At 54.4% G+C, this 15,494-nt stretch carries 11 protein-coding genes, 1 tRNA gene and 1 pseudogene; all 13 read right to left on the bottom strand.

The window, feature by feature from the left end; genetic code table 11:
- Window positions 1-68, bottom strand: a pseudogene (locus tag D777_RS18210) (GTP-binding protein); the annotation flags it as partial.
- A gap of 34 nt (window positions 69-102) precedes the next feature.
- On the bottom strand, window positions 103-2,205 hold the full coding sequence (gene fusA / locus D777_RS17545; protein ID WP_036135068.1) for an elongation factor G: 2,103 nt from the start codon (window positions 2,203-2,205) through the stop codon (window positions 103-105).
- Window positions 2,206-2,223: 18 nt separating this feature from the next.
- Complete coding sequence (gene rpsG, locus D777_RS17540) at window positions 2,224-2,694, bottom strand: 30S ribosomal protein S7 (RefSeq protein ID WP_036135066.1); 471 nt, start codon at window positions 2,692-2,694, stop codon at window positions 2,224-2,226.
- Window positions 2,695-2,809: 115 nt separating this feature from the next.
- A complete protein-coding gene (rpsL, locus tag D777_RS17535) occupies window positions 2,810-3,184 on the bottom strand; it encodes a 30S ribosomal protein S12 (RefSeq protein ID WP_008174844.1) in 375 nt (124 codons plus the stop codon).
- A gap of 168 nt (window positions 3,185-3,352) precedes the next feature.
- On the bottom strand, window positions 3,353-7,567 hold the full coding sequence (gene rpoC / locus D777_RS17530) for a DNA-directed RNA polymerase subunit beta' (RefSeq protein WP_036135063.1): 4,215 nt from the start codon (window positions 7,565-7,567) through the stop codon (window positions 3,353-3,355).
- Window positions 7,568-7,643: 76 nt separating this feature from the next.
- Window positions 7,644-11,720: a DNA-directed RNA polymerase subunit beta gene (gene rpoB, locus D777_RS17525; RefSeq protein WP_036135071.1), complete on the bottom strand. Its 4,077-nt coding sequence runs from the start codon at window positions 11,718-11,720 to the stop codon at window positions 7,644-7,646.
- 242 nt (window positions 11,721-11,962) lie between these two features.
- Window positions 11,963-12,340, bottom strand: a complete 378-nt coding sequence (rplL, locus tag D777_RS17520) for a 50S ribosomal protein L7/L12 (protein WP_036135060.1) — start codon at window positions 12,338-12,340, stop codon at window positions 11,963-11,965.
- Between the two features lie 39 nt (window positions 12,341-12,379).
- The gene (gene rplJ, locus D777_RS17515; RefSeq protein WP_036135057.1) at window positions 12,380-12,910 is read right to left on the bottom strand and encodes a 50S ribosomal protein L10; all 531 of its coding nucleotides are present in this window, start codon (window positions 12,908-12,910) and stop codon (window positions 12,380-12,382) included.
- 219 nt (window positions 12,911-13,129) lie between these two features.
- A complete protein-coding gene (rplA, locus tag D777_RS17510; RefSeq protein WP_036135054.1) occupies window positions 13,130-13,828 on the bottom strand; it encodes a 50S ribosomal protein L1 in 699 nt (232 codons plus the stop codon).
- A gap of 1 nt (window position 13,829) precedes the next feature.
- On the bottom strand, window positions 13,830-14,261 hold the full coding sequence (rplK, locus tag D777_RS17505; protein WP_036135052.1) for a 50S ribosomal protein L11: 432 nt from the start codon (window positions 14,259-14,261) through the stop codon (window positions 13,830-13,832).
- A gap of 119 nt (window positions 14,262-14,380) precedes the next feature.
- Window positions 14,381-14,914: a transcription termination/antitermination protein NusG gene (gene nusG / locus D777_RS17500; protein ID WP_036135048.1), complete on the bottom strand. Its 534-nt coding sequence runs from the start codon at window positions 14,912-14,914 to the stop codon at window positions 14,381-14,383.
- Window positions 14,915-14,926: 12 nt separating this feature from the next.
- Window positions 14,927-15,295 (bottom strand): preprotein translocase subunit SecE, encoded by a 369-nt coding sequence (secE, locus tag D777_RS17495; protein WP_036135045.1) that lies wholly within the window; start codon window positions 15,293-15,295, stop codon window positions 14,927-14,929.
- A 33-nt stretch (window positions 15,296-15,328) separates the two neighbouring features.
- Window positions 15,329-15,404: transfer RNA gene (locus D777_RS17490), tRNA-Trp, on the bottom strand.
- Window positions 15,405-15,494: the final 90 nt, after the last annotated feature.

Genomic DNA, 15,494 nt, shown 5'->3' with positions numbered 1-15,494 from the left:
TGGTCAACGTGACCAATGGTGCCCACGTTGACGTGCGGTTTACTACGTTCAAATTTTTCTTTAGACACGGTTACACCTCTTCCTGTTTCTTAAATCCGGGGATCAACCCTTTTTAATGATTGCTTCGGCAATGTTCGAAGGCGCCTCCGAGTAACCGGAGAACTCCATGGAGTATGACGCACGACCCTGTGTCGCAGAACGCAGGTCGGTGGCGTAACCGAACATCTCCGCCAGCGGAACCTCTGCACGGATAAGCTTTCCTGAGGGATTCTCATCCATACCCTGAACAACACCACGACGGCGGTTCAGGTCACCGACGACGTCACCCATGTATTCTTCAGGGGTAACAACTTCGACCTTCATGATTGGCTCAAGCAGCGCCGGACTGGCTTCCAGGGCACCCTTCTTCATGGCCATGGAACCCGCAATCTTGAACGCCATTTCGTTGGAGTCCACATCGTGGTAGGAGCCATCATAAAGGGTTGCCTTGATACCAAGCAGCGGATAGCCAGCCAGACAGCCGTTCTGCATCTGCTCCTCGATACCTTGCTGAACCGCAGGGATGTATTCCTTGGGAACCACACCACCAACGATTTCGTTCACGAAGATAAAGTTTTCGGTATCTTCGTCCAACGGCAGCGGCTCGAGCTTGACCTTGACGTGACCGTACTGACCACGACCACCAGACTGACGCACAAACTTGCCTTCGACGTCGGTCGGCTTACGGATACACTCACGGTATGCCACTTGCGGCTTACCGATATTAGCCTCTACCTTGAACTCCCGCTTCATCCGATCAACGATGATATCCAGGTGCAGCTCACCCATACCCGAGATGATGGTCTGACCGGACTCTTCATCAGTGCGAACACGGAAAGAAGGATCTTCCTGCGCGAGCTTGCCCAGAGCAATACCCATCTTCTCCTGATCGGCCTTGGACTTGGGCTCAACCGCCACGGAGATTACCGGCTCCGGGAATTCCATCTTTTCCAGAATAATCTTGGCATTCTCATCACAAAGAGTATCACCGGTAGTCACACTCTTAAGCCCGATGGCAGCCGCGATATCCCCTGCAAGCACTTCCTTGATCTCTTGACGATCCTTGGAGTGCATCTGGACCATACGACCAACGCGCTCTTTCTTGCCTTTGACCGAGTTATATACGGCGTTACCGGACTCAAGCGTACCGGAATAAACCCGGAAGAACGTCAGCGTACCCACGAACGGGTCAGTTGCAATCTTGAACGCCAGTGCCGCGAACGGAGCGTTATCGTCAACAGGACGAGTTTCTTCAGTGCCTTCGTCGTCGACAACACCACGAATAGCCTTAACCTCATCAGGAGCCGGCAGGAATTCGATAACGGCATCCAGAACCGCCTGAACACCCTTGTTCTTGAACGCGGAGCCGCAGGTAGCCAGCACGATCTCGTTAGCCAGGGTGCGCTCACGCAACCCTTTCTTGATCTCGTCGTGACTGATCTCGCCTTCCTCGAGGTACTTCTCCATGAGCTCTTCGTTGGCTTCAGCCGCAGCCTCAACCATCTGCTCACGGTACATTTCACATTCGTCGACCATTTCAGCCGGAATGTCTTTTTCTTCGTAGGTCATACCGGAATCAGCTTCATTCCAGTAAATCGCCTTCATACGGAGAAGATCAACAACGCCCTGGAACTCATCCTCAGCACCAATCGGCAGCTGAATAGGCACTGCGTTGGCGCCCAGACGGTTTTTGATCTGATCAACTACGCGCAGGAAGTTCGCGCCGGCACGGTCCATCTTGTTGACGAACACCATGCGCGGAACTTCGTACTTGTTGGCCTGGCGCCAAACGGTTTCGGACTGCGGCTCAACACCGGAGGAACCACAGAAAACAACAACCGCGCCATCCAGAACCCGCAGGGAACGCTCTACCTCGATGGTAAAGTCAACGTGGCCCGGGGTGTCGATGATGTTGATACGGTGCTCGGGATACTGCTTATCCATGCCCTGCCAGAAACAGGTAGTCGCAGCTGAGGTGATGGTAATACCACGCTCCTGCTCCTGCTCCATCCAGTCCATGGTAGCCGCCCCGTCGTGCACCTCACCAATCTTGTGAGAAAGACCGGTGTAGAACAGAACTCGCTCGGTAGTCGTCGTTTTGCCCGCATCAACGTGCGCACAAATCCCGATATTTCTGTATCGTTTGATAGGAGTCTTGCGTGCCACTGTATAAACCTCGGCTGATTAGAAACGGAAGTGAGAGAACGCCTTGTTGGCTTCTGCCATGCGGTGTACATCTTCACGCTTCTTAACCGCAGCACCCTTGCTATCAACGGCATCCAGGATTTCGCCTGCAAGACGCTGCGCCATGGATTTCTCACCGCGCTTCCGTGAAAATTCTACGAGCCAGCGCATCGCCAGCGCGTTCTGACGGGAAGGCCTAACCTCAACAGGCACCTGGTAGGTAGCACCACCCACACGACGGGACTTAACCTCGACCATCGGCTGGATGTTTTCCAGGGCCTTCTCAAACATGTCGAGCGGCTCTTCTTTGGACTTGTCGGCAACGATATCGAGCGCGCCATAAACAATGCGCTCTGCAACGGATTTCTTGCCGCTTTCCATTACGTGGTTAATAAACTTGGCAAGCCGTGCACTGCCGAACTTAGGATCGGGAATGATTTCCCGCTTTGCTGCAACTCTTCTTCTAGGCATCGATAAGCCCTTATATATCTAAAAGGTCTTCAGGAACCCCTGAGATAGCATTTCGCTACTCAGCCTTACTCTTACCGTTCTGACAAGCAACGATAAAAGACACCCATCTGGGACATCAGGACTTGGGTCGTTTTGCACCGTACTTGGAGCGGCCCTGCTTACGGTTCTGCACACCCTGGGTGTCCAGCGTTCCGCGAACAGTGTGATAGCGCACACCCGGAAGGTCTTTTACACGACCGCCGCGGATCAGCACTACGCTGTGCTCCTGAAGGTTATGACCTTCACCACCGATGTATGAGGAAACCTCGTAGCCGTTGGTCAGACGAACACGACACACTTTACGAAGTGCTGAGTTCGGCTTCTTCGGCGTTGTAGTGTATACACGAGTGCATACACCACGGCGCTGAGGGCAGGCCTGGAGCGCGGGAACGTCGCTCTTGGCTACCTTGCGCTTACGAGGCTTACGCACCAACTGATTAATCGTTGCCATGTAAGCAAACTCCAAAAAACCATATCAATGAAACTTACCCCCTGCAGGAGGGGGTAAAATTTAAGGGACGCAAGTGTAAGCCTGCGTCCCTGGTCAGTCAAGATGACTGATCTCTTTTTAACCACCTTGCGGGTAGGTATCTACCCGAAGGTGACTTCGTCACCGGAATCAGCTTTCGCGGTTAAGCTCTGCGCTCAGAGCCTCTTCAACGTCTGCTGCTGTCACTCCCTGGGCTTCCAGGTCACGCTTACGACGACGCTCGTTATGATAAGCCAGACCGGTCCCCGCAGGAATCAGGCGACCAACCACAACGTTTTCTTTCAGGCCGCGCAGGTAATCACGCTTACCGGTGACCGCACCTTCGGTGAGCACCCGCGTTGTTTCCTGGAACGATGCCGCAGAAATAAACGACTCGGTCGCCAGGGAAGCCTTGGTGATACCCAACAACAGACGATCGAAGCGTGCTGGCTCTTTGTCTGATGCATTGGCCTTTTCGTTTTCTTCCAGAACCTGGGTAATTTCTACCTGATCACCAGACAACAGCGTTGTATCGCCCGGATCGGTAATCTCTACCTTACGCAGCATCTGTCGAACGATAACTTCGATATGTTTATCGTTGATGACAACACCCTGCAGACGGTATACGTCCTGGATTTCGTTGGTGATGTACTTCGCCAGTTCGACCACACCCAGCAGACGCAAAATGTCGTGCGGGTTAGACGGACCATCGGAGATGACCTCACCCTTTTCAACCGTTTCACCTTCGAAAACGTTGAGCTGGCGATGCTTCGGAATCAGCACTTCATAGGCATCGTCATCTTTCGGGGTGATAACCAGGCGCTTCTTGCCCTTGGTTTCCTTACCAAAGGAAACCGTACCGCTGATTTCTGCGAGGATAGACGACTCTTTCGGGCGACGAGCCTCGAACAAATCGGCAACCCGCGGCAGACCACCGGTGATATCCCGCGTTTTCGAGCTTTCCTGCGGGATACGGGCAACAACGTCACCCAGCTCGATCTTGGCTCCATTGGCCATGGTTACCAGAGCGTTTGCGGGCAAGAAGTACATAGCCGCAGCACCACCCGGCAACTCAACATCATTACCAGCTGCATCCAGCACCTGAATTCCAGGACGGATGTCCTTACCAGCAGCAGGGCGCTCCTTGGGATCGATCACTTCCATAGTCGACAGGCCTGTCAGCTCATCGGTCTGGGTCCGGACAGTGATGCCCTGATCCATGTTGACAAACTTGGCTGTACCTTCGGCCTCGGCAATGATCGGGTGGGTATGCGGATCCCACTTGGCCACAACCACGCCAGCCTCAACAGCATCACCATGCTTAACGGACAGAACCGCACCGTATGGCAGCTTGTACCATTCGCGCTCACGACCCTGCTCATCTGCAATCGCCAGAGCGGAGGAGCGGGAAACCACAACCAGAGAGCCGTCGCTCTTCTCGATGGACTTCAGGTTATGCAGGCGAACGGTACCGCCGTGCTTAACCTGGATGTTGTCCACGGCAGACGCCCGGCTCGCCGCACCACCAATGTGGAAGGTACGCATGGTCAGCTGAGTACCCGGCTCACCAATGGACTGGGCAGCAATGACACCAACCGCCTCGCCCACGTTGACCTGATGACCACGAGCCAGATCGCGGCCATAGCACTTGGAGCAGATCCCATGGCGAGTTTCACAGGTAATCGCGGAACGAACCCAGACCTCATCCACACCGGCACGCTCAAGTGTCTCGATGGTCTTCTCGTCGAGCAGCGTACCCGCTGGCACAACAGCATTGTCCTTATCAGTCGGCGTGAACGCATCACGAGCCGTCACACGGCCGAGTACACGATCACCCAGCGGCACCACAACGTCACCACCCTCGATGTGCGGTGTCATCAGCAAGCCTTCGTCGGTACCACAGTCTTCTTCGGTAACCACGAGATCCTGGGAGACATCCACCAGACGACGGGTCAGGTAACCGGAGTTGGCGGTCTTCAACGCGGTATCCGCCAGACCTTTACGAGCACCGTGGGTCGAAATGAAGTACTGCAGTACGTTCAGACCTTCACGGAAGTTCGCCGTGATCGGAGTTTCGATAATGGAGCCATCCGGCTTCGCCATCAGACCACGCATACCAGCCAACTGACGAATCTGAGCGGCAGAACCCCGGGCGCCGGAGTCGGCCATCATGTAGACCGAGTTGAAGGACTCCTGCATCAGATCTTCGCCATCTTCACCCTTCACAGGCTTACCGTCGGGGCCGATGACCTGCTCTTTTGCCAAGCGCTCCATCATCGCTTTGGAGACCTTGTCGTTGGCACGAGACCAGATATCAATAACCTTGTTGTACTTCTCGCCCTGAGTCAGGAGACCGGACGCGTACTGGCTCTCGATGTCTTTGACTTCGTCAGAGGCAGCATCAACCAGCTCATATTTTTCGGGCGGAATCTCGAAGTCGTTGAAACCGATGGAGATACCTGAGCGGGTTGCATAGTGATAACCCATGTACATCAGCTGGTCGGCAAAGATAACGGTATCCTTGAGGCCAGCATCCCGGTAACAGGTGTTGATCAAGTTGGAGATCGCTTTCTTGACCATCGGCTTGTTTACCAGCTCGAACGGAAGGCCGTCCGGAACGATGTCGAACAACAGCGCACGACCAACGGTGGTTTCAACCACGCTGAGGGACTCGTTACGCGCCCCGTCTTCGTCAAAAGTAACCTGCTTTACTCGCACTTTGACGTTAGCCTGCAGATCTACCTGACCCGCTCCGTAAGCACGATGCGCTTCTTTGATGTCGGCAAAGACCATGCCCTCGCCTTTTGCGCTGGCGCGCTCACGAGTCATGTAGTAAAGGCCAAGTACCACGTCCTGTGACGGCACGATGATTGGCTCACCGTTCGCGGGCGACAGTACGTTGTTGGTCGACATCATCAACGCGCGAGCTTCCAACTGCGCTTCCAGCGTCAGCGGTACGTGAACCGCCATCTGGTCACCGTCGAAGTCGGCGTTGTAGGCAGCACAAACCAGAGGATGCAGCTGAATCGCCTTACCTTCGATCAGAACCGGCTCGAAAGCCTGGATACCCAGGCGGTGAAGTGTCGGCGCACGGTTGAGCATGATCGGGTGCTCACGAATCACTTCGTCCAGGATATCCCAGACGACACCTTCCTCACGCTCGACCATCTTCTTGGCGGCCTTGATCGTGGTTGCCAGACCACGATGCTCAAGCTTGGAGAAAATGAAAGGCTTGAACAGCTCCAGAGCCATCTTTTTAGGCAGGCCACACTGGTGCAGACGCAGGTAAGGACCGACCACGATGACGGAACGGCCGGAATAGTCGACCCGCTTACCCAGCAGGTTCTGACGGAAGCGACCCTGCTTACCTTTAATCATGTCAGCCAGGGACTTCAGCGGACGCTTGTTGGTGCCGGTAATGGCGCGACCGCGACGACCGTTATCCAGCAGCGCATCGACCGCTTCCTGAAGCATACGCTTCTCGTTGCGAACGATGATATCCGGCGCGTTGAGCTCCAGAAGACGCTTGAGACGGTTGTTACGGTTGATCACACGGCGATACAGATCGTTCAGATCGGACGTCGCAAAGCGACCGCCATCCAGCGGGACCAATGGACGCAGATCAGGCGGCAGAACCGGTAGCACAGTCATTACCATGTCGCCCGGCTTGTTACCGGAGTACAGGAACGCCTCAAGGATCTTTAGGCGCTTACTGAACTTCTTGATCTTGGTTTCGGAATTGGTCTGTGGAATTTCTTCCCGCAGGGCATCCACCTCGGCCTGGAGGTCAATCCCTTCGAGCAATTCTTTGACAGCTTCGGCACCCATGCGTGCATCGAACTCGTCACCAAACTCTTCCAGGGCTTCGTAGTACTGCTCATCGTTGAGCAACTGCCCCTTCTCCAGAGTGGTCATACCCGGATCGATGACAATGAAGGATTCGAAATACAGAACCCGTTCGATGTCACGCAGGGTCATGTCCAGCATCAGACCGATGCGGGAAGGAAGCGACTTCAGGAACCAGATGTGAGCAACCGGGCTAGCCAGCTCGATGTGCCCCATACGCTCCCGACGAACACTCGCCAGAGCGACTTCAACGCCACACTTCTCACAAATAACGCCACGATGCTTGAGGCGCTTGTACTTCCCGCAAAGACACTCGTAGTCTTTGATCGGGCCGAAAATCTTGGCACAGAAAAGACCGTCACGCTCCGGCTTGAAGGTACGGTAATTGATGGTCTCAGGCTTTTTTACTTCGCCAAAAGACCAGGAACGAATCATGTCAGGTGACGCAAGACCGATACGGATAGCGTCAAATTCCTTACTCTGATTCTGGCTCTTGAGAAGATTCAGCAAATCTTTCATCAGTAAAAGCTCCGGATGGCGTTAATCTCGGGCGGGCACAACCTGTGCCCGCTCACGCTGCCAAAAACAATTCGGCTCACTCGGATTCCAGCTCGATGTCGATACCCAAAGAGCGGATTTCCTTGACAAGAACGTTGAAGGATTCGGGCATGCCCGGCTCCATGCGATGATCACCATCGACAATGTTCTTGTACATCTTGGTCCGACCATTCACGTCGTCAGACTTCACGGTGAGCATTTCCTGCAGTGTATAAGCTGCACCGTAGGCCTCAAGGGCCCACACTTCCATCTCACCGAAGCGCTGACCACCGAACTGAGCCTTACCACCCAGCGGCTGCTGAGTAACCAGACTGTAGGAGCCGGTGGAACGAGCGTGCATCTTGTCATCGATCAGGTGGTTGAGCTTCAGGATATACATGTAGCCCACGGTCACCGGACGATCAAATGCATCACCGGTACGGCCATCGTAAAGCTTGGTCTGACCGGTAGTACTCAACCCGGCCAACTCAAGCATGCGCTTGACTTCCGCTTCCTTGGCGCCATCGAATACCGGGGTAGCCATTGGCACGCCTGTCCGCAGATTGCCGCACAGTTCAAGGATCTCGGTATCGCTCAGCGAGTCCAGATCCACCTTGAACACTTCGTCGGAGTGGTTGTAGATCTCGTCCAGCAACTGGCGCAGCTCTGCAACCTTGCGCTGCTCCTCGAGCATCTGACTGATACGCTCACCAAGACCTTTGGCCGCCGCACCAAGGTGCGTCTCGAGTACCTGACCAACGTTCATCCGCGAGGGTACACCCAGCGGGTTCAGAACGATGTCCACGGTGTTGCCGTAATCGTCGTACGGCATATCCTCGATGGGCATTACGGCAGAGATAACACCCTTGTTACCGTGACGCCCTGCCATCTTGTCACCAGGCTGGATACGGCGCTTGATTGCCAGGTATACCTTGACGATCTTGAGCACGCCCGGCGCCAGGTCATCACCTTGCTGGAGCTTGCCTTTCTTGTCTTCGAATCGGGCCTCGTGCTCTTTCTTACGATCCTCAAGACCTTGCTCGGACTTCTCGAGCAGCTCGTTCAGGCCGTCATCCTGCATCCGCAGCTTGAACCAATCCGGACGGGGCAGCTCGGCGAGGTAGGCCTCGTCCAGTGTCGCGCCTTTCTTCAGACCCGGGCCGCTGATGACCTGCTGACCGTTCAATGCATTCATCAGACGCTCATAGGTGGCGCCTTCGACGATGCGGTATTCGTCTTTAAGATCCTTGCGGTACTGATCCAGCTGCTCTTTCTCGATCGACTGGGCACGCTGGTCCTTCTCGATGCCATCACGGGTAAAGACCTGAACATCGATTACGGTACCGCGAGTACCGGTCGGAACGCGTGAAGAGGTATCTTTAACGTCAGACGCCTTCTCACCGAAGATGGCACGCAGCAGCTTCTCTTCCGGGGTCAACTGGGTCTCGCCCTTCGGCGTAACCTTGCCCACCAGAATATCGCCAGGGCCAACCTCTGCACCAATGTATACGATGCCGGATTCATCGAGCTTCGCCAGGGCACTTTCCCCGACGTTCGGGATGTCTGCCGTGATTTCCTCGCTACCCAGCTTGGTGTCCCGGGCAACACAGGTCAGCTCCTGAATGTGGATCGTGGTCAGGCGATCTTCCTGAACAACCTTCTCGGAAATCAGAATAGAATCCTCGAAGTTGTAACCGTTCCAGGGCATGAACGCGATACGCATGTTCTGCCCCAGAGCCAGCTCACCCAGATCTACAGAAGGACCATCTGCAAGCACGTCCCCACGAGCCACCACATCACCCTGGCGCACAATAGAGCGCTGGTTGATACAGGTGTTCTGGTTGGAACGGGTGTACTTGGTGAGGTTGTAGATATCTACACCCGCATCACCCGCTTCGGTTTCCTCGTTATTAACGCGAACAACGATACGGGCCGCATCAACGCTTTCGATAACACCGCCGCGACGGGCACTCACACAGACGCCGGAGTCCTGAGCAACCGTACGCTCAACGCCAGTACCAACCAGCGGTACCTGAGACTTCAGAGTCGGAACAGCCTGACGCTGCATGTTCGCACCCATCAGAGCACGGTTAGCATCATCGTGTTCCAGGAACGGGATCAGCGAGGCCGCAACAGAAACAACCTGACGCGGCGAGACGTCCATGAAGTTGACGGCCTCAGGTGGCGCAACGGTAAATTCGTTCAGGTGACGCACCGTTACCAGCTCATCGGTCAGGCGCTTGCCTTCGTCCGTCGCCGCACTGGCCTGTGCGATGATGTAGTTGCTTTCTTCAATCGCTGACAGGTAAACCAGCTCATCCGTGACAACGCCGTCAACCACCTTCCGGTACGGACTTTCCAGGAACCCGTAGGAGTTGGAGCGGGCATAGGTTGCCAGAGAGTTGATCAGACCGATGTTCGGACCTTCAGGCGTTTCAATTGGGCACACACGTCCATAATGGGTCGGGTGTACGTCACGAACCTCAAAGCCGGCACGCTCACGAGTCAGACCACCAGGCCCAAGAGCGGAAATACGACGCTTGTGCGTAACTTCTGACAGCGGGTTGTTCTGGTCCATAAACTGGGACAGCTGGCTGGAGCCAAAGAACTCCTTGACCGCCGCTGCCACCGGCTTGGCGTTGATCAGATCCTGTGGCATCAGGCCTTCGCTTTCAGCCAGACTCAGACGCTCACGAACAGCGCGTTCTACCCGCACCAGACCAACGCGGAACTGATTCTCTGCCATCTCGCCAACACAGCGTACGCGACGGTTGCCCAGGTTATCGATATCATCCACCTGGCCCTGACCGTTACGAATAGAGATCAGAGTCTTGAGGACATCAATAATGTCTTCATGAGTCAGGATGCCTTCGCCAGTGCTTTCTTCGCGACCGAGACGACGGTTAAGCTTCATACGACCAACAGCAGACAGGTCGTAGCGCTCGTCAGAGAAGAACAGGTTGTTGAACAGGTTCTCTGCAGATTCTTTGGTCGGCGGCTCACCCGGGCGCATCATGCGATAGATTTCAACCAGTGCCTCAAGCGGGGTACGGGTTGGGTCAATCCGCAGGGTGTCAGACATGAACGGGCCACAATCCAGATCGTTGGTGTACAGAGTTTCGATCTCTGTTACGCCAGCATCCAGAATCTTGGTGACCAGCTCCTCCGTCAACTCGGAGTTACACTCAACGAGAACCTCACCAGTGGCCTGGTCAATCATGTCTTTCGCAAGAACACGACCGTAAAGATATTCGGTTGGAACCTCGAGTTCGCTAATACCCGCCTTTTCAAGCTGCTTGATATGGCGAGCAGTAACACGACGGCCTTCCTCAACAACAACTTTGCCTTCGTTGTCTTTGATATCGAAGGTAGCGATATCACCCCGCAAGCGACTGGGCACCAGCTCAAGCTTGCAGACCTCGGCGCCAAGGCTGAACTTACTGGTATCAAAGAACATCTCGAGCATCTGCTCGGAGGTGTAATTCAATGCCCGCAGCAGAATAGACGCCGGCAGTTTACGACGACGGTCGATACGAACGAACACGGAATCCTTCGGATCGAACTCGAAGTCCAGCCACGAACCACGGTAAGGAATCACCCGTGCGGAGTACAGGAGCTTACCGGAGGAGTGGGTTTTACCCTTGTCATGATCAAAGAATACGCCCGGAGAGCGGTGAAGCTGGGAAACAATAACCCGCTCGGTACCGTTGATAACGAAGGTACCGTTCTCAGTCATCAGGGGCATTTCGCCCATGTAGACTTCCTGCTCTTTGATGTCCTTGATCGCCTTGTTGGACGATTCCTTATCATAAATGATAAGACGGACCTTGACCCGCAGCGGTGCTGCGTAAGTTACGCCCCTAAGCTGGCATTCCTTGACGTCAAATACCGGCTCACCAATACGATAGCTCACGTATTCGAGCGCGGCGTTGCCAGAGTAACTGACAATCGGGAATACGGATTTGAATGCTGCGTGAAGACCGGTTTCCCGACGATCTTCAGGAGCGGCTTCCATTTGGAGGAAGTCCCGGAACGAATCCAGCTGAATAGACAGCAAATAGGGGACATCCATAACGGAAGGCAATTTACTAAAGTCTTTGCGAATCCGCTTTTTCTCAGTGTAGGAGTAAGTCATCTGCATTCCCCAGCTTTAAACCTGATACCTGGTATCAAGAAGCAACCATTGTTCTGCTTCGGGGCCGATTTGCTCGGCTTGTTACGCCGTCTTGAACAAGACTCTGGCTGTAGGTTATAGATCCTGACATCAACCTGTAATTGCACACCAGACTCTATAGCATATACAACAGAAAAAGGCCGGTGGCATAAAGCCACCAGCCTGTCCGCGCTCACGGCGCGGAGTCGATCAGTAATCGACTATTACTTAAGCTCAACAGAAGCGCCTGCTTCCTCAAGCTTCTTCTTGGCTTCTTCAGCCTCATCCTTGGAAGCGCCTTCCTTAACAGTAGACGGAGCACCGTCAACCATTTCTTTCGCTTCTTTCAGACCCAGACCGGTCAGCTCACGCACAGCCTTGATGGTGTTAACTTTCTTCTCACCAGCACCGGTCAGAACTACGTCGAACTCGGTCTTCTCTTCAGCGGCACCAGCGTCGCCACCCGCAGCAGCCGGAGCAGCAGCAACAGCAGCTTCAGCGGAAACGCCGAACTTCTCTTCCATAGCTTCAACGAGCTCAACAACTTCCATTACGCTCATTTCAGCAATTGCATTCAAAATATCGTCTTTAGACAGAGCCATGACTTTCTCCCAAAATGTAAAAAATGGTGTTCAACAGAATCAAGCAGCTTCGCGCTTTTGGTCGCGGACTGCAGCTACGACACGCGTAACCCTTCCCGGAATATCGTTCAGGCTGCGTACGAGCTTGGTAACTGGTGCCTGTGTAACAACGGCCAGCTTGGTCAACGCTTCGTGCAGCGTCGGCAGCTTGGCGAGGCGATCAATCTGTTCTGCGCCCATCAGCTCACCGCCGACAGCCAGACCCTTGATCTCAAATGCCTCGTTCTCTTTGGCAAAATCCTTCAGCAGACGTGCTGCTGCACCAGGATCTTCCATAGAGAAGGCCAGAATGGTAGGGCCAACCAGAGCTTCGTCGATGCACTCGAACTCGGTACCGCGAATGGCAATCTTTGCCAGGTTGTTACGAACAACCTTCAGACGCACATTTTCGGCACGAGCCTTGGCACGAAGCGCGGTCATGTCACCAGAGGTGACGCCGCGGTAATCAGCCATAACCACAGACAGAGCAGTACCAGCAGTCTCGTTGACTTCAGCGACGATCGCCTTCTTGTCTTCGAGTCTAATTGCCACTGGTTTTCTCCTCGATTTCGCCGGTCATTGCCGGCAAACCCATCATTGCCCTTTCGGGCGCCTAACGGTGTTTGGGTTCAGAGAGAACGTCGTCACACCGTCTGCGCAGGCGTTGCTTTAACCCTTGCAGCCCTCCTGACAAGAAGGGCTTCGGGGGCCTGCGGTCTTTGACAGCCTCGGCTTCCGCCTAGACTACAAAGTAACTACCGCTCAAGGGGATCAGATGTTCAGACCACCCTGATCGATAGTCAGGCCAGGACCCATAGTCGATGAAAGGGTGATCTTCTTCAGATACACGCCTTTCGCCGAAGACGGCTTGGCCTTTTTCAGATCTGCAACCAGAGCTTCAAGGTTTTCCTTGATGGTCTGTGCAGAGAATTCGATGTTACCCAACGGAGCGTGGATGATACCGTTTTTGTCTGTACGGTAACGAACCTGACCCGCTTTGGCGTTCTTGACAGCGGTCTCAACGTCCGGAGTCACAGTGCCAACTTTCGGGTTCGGCATCAGGCCACGGGGACCGAGAATCTGGCCCAGTTGACCAACAACACGCATGGCATCCGGAGTAGCGATAACCACGTCGAAGTCCATGTTGCCTTTCTTAACTTCTTCAGCGAGATCGTCCATACCTACGATGTCAGCACCAGCTGCGGTTGCCTTCTCGGCATTTGCACCCTGGGTAAATACTGCCACGCGGACTGACTTGCCAGTGCCGTGAGGCAGAACCGTGCTGCTACGAACAACCTGGTCAGATTTACGCGCGTCAACGCCCAGATTGACTGCCACATCGACAGACTCTTTGAACTTGACGCCCTGACCCAGCTCTGCCAACAGAGCAACAGCTTCGTCTACAGAGTATGAACGAGTGGACTCAACCTTCTCGCGAATCAGCTTTTGACGCTTGCTCAGCTTCGCCATGTTACAGGCCCTCCACGTTCAGGCCCATGCTGCGGGCAGTTCCAGCGATGGTACGGACAGCTGCATCAACATCGGCTGCAGTCATATCCGGCTCTTTGGTCTTGGCGATCTCTTCGAGCTGCGCACGGGTCACAGTACCGACTTTCTCGGTGTTCGGACGACCAGAGCCACTCTTGATGCCAGCTGCCTTCTTCAACAGAACAGCCGCAGGCGGAGTCTTGGTGATAAAGGTAAAGCTGCGATCGCTATATACGGTGATAACGGTCGGAATCGGCAGCCCAGGCTCCATGCCCTGAGTCTGGGCATTGAAGGCCTTACAGAATTCCATGATGTTTACACCGTGCTGACCCAGCGCAGGACCAACGGGGGGACTTGGGTTGGCCTGACCGGCAGCAACCTGAAGCTTGATGTACGCTTCAATCTTCTTCGCCATGATAGCTCTCCTTTGGGTTCAAACGCCTTTCGGCTCCCCGGGTTTACAAAACTGCAAATAGCAGACACAAAAAGCCCGCGTCGCCTGAGCGCGCGAGCTTTCAGATTTTCAGCTGCAGATCAGTCCTTTTCGACCTGACCAAACTCCAACTCTACCGGAGTGGAACGACCGAAAATCAGAACCGCAACCTTGACCCGACTCTTGTCGTAGTCAACTTCCTCGACCACGCCATTGAAGTCCGCAAACGGCCCCTCAATAACGCGCACAATCTCACCCGGCTCAAACAGGGTCTTCGGCTTCGGCTTCTCCGCACCGCTTTCAACACGCTGGAGAATTGCTTCCGCCTCACGCTCCGTAATTGGAGCCGGCTTATCCTTGGTACCGCCAATGAAACCGAGAACTCTGGGGGTATTGTTCACAAGGTGCCAAGTTGCATCATCCATTTCCATCTGGACAAGCACGTACCCGGGATAGAATTTGCGCTCACTCTTGCGCTTCTTCCCTTCACGCATTTCGACCACTTCCTCGGTCGGAACCAGGATTTCGCCGAACTTCTCTTCCATGCCGTGCAGAGCAACACGCTCTTTAAGAGTGCGCATTACATGCTTTTCAAAGCCAGAATACGCATGAACGACGTACCAGCGCTTAGCCATTGCCCACTCCCGTTAACCGATAAACCCGGCGACCAGCAAACTGATCAGCGAATCCATACCCCACAACAACAATGCCACGACCAAAACAAACACCACGACAATCAATGTTGTTTGAATTAATTCAGGCCGGGTTGGCCAGACAACCTTACGGATCTCGACCCTGGCCTCTTTCAACAGCGTCGCGAAACGCCGACCACGATCTGTCTGAAGAGCCACCAAAGCCGCAACAACAGCCAACCCAACGAGCGCGAGCACTCTGTACAACAGAGATTCCGCACTGAAATACTGATTACCAACTACACCAGCGGCAATCAGAACGAAAACAACCAGCCACTTCACAACATCGAAACGGCTGGCTGACTGAACGGCTTTTGACTCCATAGGAATCAACTTATGTATCCGGATGTTAAAAAATGGCAGGCCAGGAGGGAATCGAACCCCCAACCTGCGGTTTTGGAGACCGCTGCTCTGCCAATTGAGCTACTGGCCTGCACCGAAACAACTCAGCGCAACTTCAATCGAGCAACCCGAGGGTTACTCGATGATCTTGGATACCACGCCGGCACCAACGGTACGGCCG

Origin of the sequence: Marinobacter nitratireducens, from assembly GCF_000708045.1 — a bacterium.
GTDB lineage: Bacteria > Pseudomonadota > Gammaproteobacteria > Pseudomonadales > Oleiphilaceae > Marinobacter > Marinobacter nitratireducens.
The sequence above is the reverse complement of the archived record's forward strand: the minus strand, read 5'-3'. Positions and strand labels throughout refer to the sequence as shown.

Bases quoted from the DNA above. Each gene is read 5' to 3' on its own strand.
- rpoC (WP_036135063.1), bottom strand. From the start codon at position 7,567: ATGAAAGATTTGCTGAATCTTCTCAAGAGCCAGAATCAGAGTAAGGAA.
- rplL (WP_036135060.1), bottom strand. From the start codon at position 12,340: ATGGCTCTGTCTAAAGACGATATTTTGAATGCAATTGCTGAAATGAGC.
- rplK (WP_036135052.1), bottom strand. From the start codon at position 14,261: ATGGCGAAGAAGATTGAAGCGTACATCAAGCTTCAGGTTGCTGCCGGT.
- rpsG (WP_036135066.1), bottom strand. From the start codon at position 2,694: ATGCCTAGAAGAAGAGTTGCAGCAAAGCGGGAAATCATTCCCGATCCT.
- rpsL (WP_008174844.1), bottom strand. From the start codon at position 3,184: ATGGCAACGATTAATCAGTTGGTGCGTAAGCCTCGTAAGCGCAAGGTA.
- rplA (WP_036135054.1), bottom strand. From the start codon at position 13,828: ATGGCGAAGCTGAGCAAGCGTCAAAAGCTGATTCGCGAGAAGGTTGAG.
- nusG (WP_036135048.1), bottom strand. From the start codon at position 14,914: ATGGCTAAGCGCTGGTACGTCGTTCATGCGTATTCTGGCTTTGAAAAG.
- secE (WP_036135045.1), bottom strand. From the start codon at position 15,295: ATGGAGTCAAAAGCCGTTCAGTCAGCCAGCCGTTTCGATGTTGTGAAG.
- rpoB (WP_036135071.1), bottom strand. From the start codon at position 11,720: ATGACTTACTCCTACACTGAGAAAAAGCGGATTCGCAAAGACTTTAGT.